Genomic DNA, 4717 nt, shown 5'->3' on the forward strand with positions numbered 1-4717 from the left:
CGCTGCTTGAGGGCCTTGTTATAAGAGGGCCAGTTGGTGATTTTAAAATTTTGTTTTGCCATGGAGACCTGATTTTGAAACAACTGTGGTGATCTGCTCCGATGATTACCCAAAAGTTCTATTTATTCAACAAAGCCCACCAAGGCAACTGACGGTCATCTCACGCGGTAACAATCCCGTCAGTTGATCCGTCAGCGTCAGCCGGAAAATAAACAGACAAAAAAGCAGCGCACCACAGCGTTGCCCGATCTCTGCGGGTGCCAGACAGTACAATGTCATTACCCCCGCATGGACCATGACCCGCAACGCCAGTGTTTGCGGGCAACAGGCCGTAAATCCGCTGAGATGTGCCACATAACGACGCAACTGGCGGGCGACCAACCAGAGCAGCGCATGGCAGAGACACAACACCGGTAGCGCAAACTGCCAAGGCGCAGATAACGTAATGACCGTCATATCATCACCCCGCGTCGTTCACGCAGCAGGAGCAGATAAATCGCATAAATCCGGTTTGCATAAGCCTCACGGGTTTCATGCCGATCCTGACGAAAACCGGCGTTATAGGAACCCAGGCAATTCCAGGTCACACCGCAAACCTGGAAATGTTTTGCCAGAATCCAGGTGCCAATTTGCACATTGAGGCACGGCCGGGTCAGTGAATCCTCTGCGCTACGGATAATGCCTTTGCTGATGAGCCCTGGAACATGGGTCGAATTTATCTGCATCAAGCCATAGTCTCTGCTGATAAATTTGCCGGTTTTCGGGTCACGGTTATCGTGGGTAATATCCGCTACCAGGCTGCTCTCGCCGATGGCAATCGATTCGATTAGCAGCGGGTCAACATGGTATTTTTCTCCTGCAGCCTCAAAACAAAACGCCCGAGCCAAGAACTGCCAGGGTATTAGCAGCAGAATCACCATGCGCCACACAAGGTCACCCGTTAACCGTAAAGACCATGGTGTTGGTCCCACTGCTACCACTGTTTTTGGTGCACTCTTTCCCTGCCTCTTCCGCCGTCACACTGCCGCTGCTATGCACGCTACTGTTAAGGGTGATTTCCGTAAAAATGGCACCATTGCCGTACTGCTGAGCGATAGAGATACATTCCTTCAATGGCACCTTGTTATAGGTGATGGAGAAGCCGTTATTGATGCCTGCACCACTGGATACCGGTGCCACTATCACTTGGCCGCCCCAAGTATTCCACAGCGTGGCGGTCCCCGATGTTTCATCCCACACCACGCGCATGCTACCGGGTGCCAACCCGCGCTGAATCAGATTTCCTGTCATGGTGGTGCCGCTGGTAAAGGCGTAACCGCCGCGCCCTCCCATATAGCCCTTGGTATTGGTAGCAATAGACCGGATATTGGAAGTTTCAGACCCGCTGCTGAACAATGCCCACAGCCCCCAAATCAGCGCGACGACCACGACAAGCGCGATAATACCGATGATGCCTGAGCTCCCCTGTTCTGTGGTGCCCCCAGCCTTTATCCGGCTGTTGGGTCATTTGTTGGCGCAGCGTAGAACGCGCAGTAACAATCAACTGAAACATAATGAGATTCCTTGTGGTTAATGCATGGGTAAACGTGACATTTCCTAGATCTGAAAGGCCATAGAGCCCATAAGTCCAAAGAAAAGGAGGATCAGGAGTAGGGACAGTGCGCGGGCAGTATTCGCACGCACCTTGAACCTGGCGATGATATTTTCCAGCGCACAGTCGGCATAACTGCTAATAAGCATCGATGCCCCTTTGCCTTTGCCCAACAGCGACAAATAGTTAACCGACTGTCGGTCAGGAAAATTAAAACCACTGTTACGTAGCGCCATGCCTAACGCACTGCCACGGCTAATGCAATCTGCTGCCGCATCAAGACGCTCTTGGAGCTAGGGAGAAGCGGTCTTGCGTAAGGTCTCCAACACCTCAATTTCGGGCAAACCGGCTTCAAGCAGCGAGGCCACGTTCATCAGGAAAACCGCCCCCTGAAGATCGGAATACAGCGACCAAGGCAAAAAGTTATCAGCCACTTCACGCACCGAACCGCGCCAACGAGGGAGTGACCAGATAGCGAGTGCCAACAACAAGGTACCCGCTACCGTACAGGTGATACCCCAATCACTGTTGAACTGCTCCAGGCGATTCATGACGCCAAGCGCCCCCGTCCATGTCGACGGGTCGGACATTTTGCTCATGGTCGGTACCAGCTTGACGCTATTTACCGTTAGCATGGCGGTGAACAGCACGACCAGCACGACGGGATAGGTTGACGCAAATATCACCTGCTGAAAGATGCGACGCCGCACCACAATCAGGCGATCTGATTGCGCCAGTGCAACGGATAGCGTGCCACTTTTCAATCCCGCCCCGAGCGACGCGGCTTCTTCGCGAGGTATCCACAGTGCCAGTACATCTTGTATCTGATGGCCTGGGCGGTTATTACCCAGCGCTTGTAGACAGTCCTGCACCAACTCGGCATAGGGATGCCAGTGTCGGCCAAAATCGGTATGCACATCGCCGATCATGCGGAAGGCTTCGTCTTCGGATTTCCCGTTTTCCAGCAAAAAACGCAACATTTCGTAGAACGGCTGGCGATGTTTACCGCTGAACGGATAACGCAACAGGTGATAGCGTGCTCTCTGCAGTAGGTTCATGGGCCGGACTGGCCTGAATCGGGTCTCAGACATGTGGCACCTCCCGGGCAAGCAGCTCATCTTCATCCAATGGCACAATTTCATCGCCAAACAGCGGGTCGATCAGTCCAGCATTAAGTCGATGCAGCAAATGAATGCGACGACTGATGCCACCGCTATTAATCCAGTGCTGGCGTACCGCTGCCGTGCCATGATCCAGCCAGAGCGCCGTAAAACGTGCATCCGGACGGATAACCTCGGCAATAGCAGTACGTCCGTTGATCCCTCTGCTGATAATGCGCCCCGTCAAGGCGATGGTCTGACAGCAGTGGTCACACCCTGCTGGATTATGGAAACGCAGATGAGCCGGCGAGCAAATACCCGGCTCAGTGCAGTATTTTTCTAAATATTCCCGCGTCTCAGACGACAATGTGCTGGCCTTTTCCGACCAGGGAATGCTGCAGTGCGTGCAGAGTACAGGCAGCAGGCGCTGACTGAGCAGACCGATAACCATTTGCGCATCGGCAATCAGCCGACGATCGGCACCCATGATCTCCATGCGCTGCAACGCGCCGGCAGCGCTGTTGGTATGCAATGTTGCCAACACCGCACGCCCGGTGTGTGCGGCATGAATAGATGCCATCAACGCATTGATTTCCTGCAATTCCCCGATAAGAATGGCGTCCGGATCAGAACGCAGCACTGCTGCATTGTTCTTATCCCAGTTACCGTCAATCACTGGCGTCTGAATGGCGCCCGCAATACGGCCCTCCGGTGGGTTTTCTACCGCCAGCAATCGTTTGCGGTTTCTGGTGCGTGCCAGCCACAGGTTGCTGAAGACGCGCAGCGTGGTACTTTTCCCCGAGCCAGTGGGGCCAGTCAGCAACACCAACCCTTGTGGCTGGCGCAGAATTTGATGTGACAGCCGGATTTGTTCCGGCAGAAAGCCCTGTTGTTCCAGTGTGGGAACACGGTCACTGTCGTCAATGATGGTACGCAAGACCACATGCACGCCATCCACCGTGTGGACATGCTGATAACGTGCGCCGAACAGCACAGCAGAACGGGCAAATTTCGCATCCACCCTCCCCGCCTGAAAATCACTGTCATCAAAGGTCGGCGGTATTCGCACATCACACATCGACATAAACAGGGTCGATACCAGTGAATCCCCCTCTTCGCTGGTCAGTTCGTCGATAACTTCCGACTCACCGTGAATACGCATCTCGATGATCGCCATGCGCACACTGCGTCTGACCGTAATATGAATATCTGACGCCGCCATCTGCTGTGCCAGCGCCAGATACCCCACCATTTTCCGCTGAACATCGCTCCAACGCTCACTGGCCTCTCCGGCGACCGCATGGGGGATAGCCTGTTTCAGCTTGTCACGACGTGCTTTGAGATCACCTAGGGAGACAAAATCCGTGGTCGCAAGCGGTGCCACTTTCAGTTGGTCCATCACCCAGCGTTGGATACGCAGGTCTGATTTGCGATTCTTGTCGATGACCAGCGTGGTCTGCCCACCGATCCGTTCAGTGAGGACAAACTCATCAATCAACTGATAATCCTTCATACGTCCTCCGTCAGAATGTCAGTTCACTGCCATCGCTCAGTCGCACCACATCGGCGGTGATGGTCGTGACGGTCAGTTTCGTGCCCGGGATAACATCGCCTTTGTGCACCTCGGTCACGCCGCCTGAAGGCAGCGTAATGCGTGCACGTAATTCGCCAGCGCGGCCATAGATCTCTTGTAGCCGTACGCGCTCTGCTCTCCCTAGGGTTGATGCCGCTGAACCCGGCACCGATGGAGGGGGGATCGCACCAACGCTGTTCGGGGTGCGGAATACCGGCGTGGCAATACCGCTGGTGCCACTATCGTCAGAAAGGCTTTGTCTCAGCTGTTGTTGCAGTCGCGCCGTCTGGACCTGTTGTTCCAGTAAAAGATTGGCTTTGTTGAATAATAGTGAGTCATGCTGTTTTGCCAAGCCAGTTTTGGTAGAAAATGCTTGTGTCCTCAGGTGTACAGTTTTCTCATGAGGCCTAACTGCATGATTTTGCGTTGCGAGGATCCGTCGTTTCACTGGAC

The 4717-nt window shown here is 54.1% G+C and carries 6 protein-coding genes; all 6 read right to left on the reverse strand.

Going from position 1 to position 4717, the window contains the following annotated elements; translation table 11 throughout:
* Positions 1 to 452: 452 nt before the first annotated feature.
* Positions 453 to 920, reverse strand: coding sequence for a lytic transglycosylase domain-containing protein (locus QZ506_RS12000; RefSeq protein WP_291971314.1), 468 nt, complete (start codon positions 918 to 920; stop codon positions 453 to 455).
* A 13-nt stretch (positions 921 to 933) separates the two neighbouring features.
* On the reverse strand, positions 934 to 1428 hold the full coding sequence (locus tag QZ506_RS12005; protein WP_291971315.1) for a type 4 pilus major pilin: 495 nt from the start codon (positions 1426 to 1428) through the stop codon (positions 934 to 936).
* Positions 1429 to 1596: 168 nt separating this feature from the next.
* Positions 1597 to 1827 (reverse strand): hypothetical protein, encoded by a 231-nt coding sequence (locus QZ506_RS12010; RefSeq protein WP_291971316.1) that lies wholly within the window; start codon positions 1825 to 1827, stop codon positions 1597 to 1599.
* A gap of 57 nt (positions 1828 to 1884) precedes the next feature.
* Complete coding sequence (locus QZ506_RS12015; protein WP_291971317.1) at positions 1885 to 2649, reverse strand: type II secretion system F family protein; 765 nt, start codon at positions 2647 to 2649, stop codon at positions 1885 to 1887.
* A 25-nt stretch (positions 2650 to 2674) separates the two neighbouring features.
* Positions 2675 to 4204, reverse strand: a complete 1530-nt coding sequence (locus QZ506_RS12020) for a GspE/PulE family protein (protein WP_291971318.1) — start codon at positions 4202 to 4204, stop codon at positions 2675 to 2677.
* 10 nt (positions 4205 to 4214) lie between these two features.
* On the reverse strand, positions 4215 to 4616 hold the full coding sequence (gene pilP / locus QZ506_RS12025) for a type IV pilus biogenesis protein PilP (RefSeq protein ID WP_291971319.1): 402 nt from the start codon (positions 4614 to 4616) through the stop codon (positions 4215 to 4217).
* Positions 4617 to 4717 lie beyond the last annotated feature (101 nt).

The sequence above is a fragment of the Candidatus Symbiopectobacterium sp. genome, from assembly GCF_020054415.1.
GTDB lineage: Bacteria > Pseudomonadota > Gammaproteobacteria > Enterobacterales > Enterobacteriaceae > Symbiopectobacterium.

Bases quoted from the DNA above. Each gene is read 5' to 3' on its own strand.
- QZ506_RS12000 (WP_291971314.1), bottom strand. From the start codon at position 920: ATGGTGATTCTGCTGCTAATACCCTGGCAGTTCTTGGCTCGGGCGTTT.
- QZ506_RS12010 (WP_291971316.1), bottom strand. From the start codon at position 1,827: ATGGCGCTACGTAACAGTGGTTTTAATTTTCCTGACCGACAGTCGGTT.
- QZ506_RS12015 (WP_291971317.1), bottom strand. From the start codon at position 2,649: ATGAACCTACTGCAGAGAGCACGCTATCACCTGTTGCGTTATCCGTTC.
- QZ506_RS12020 (WP_291971318.1), bottom strand. From the start codon at position 4,204: ATGAAGGATTATCAGTTGATTGATGAGTTTGTCCTCACTGAACGGATC.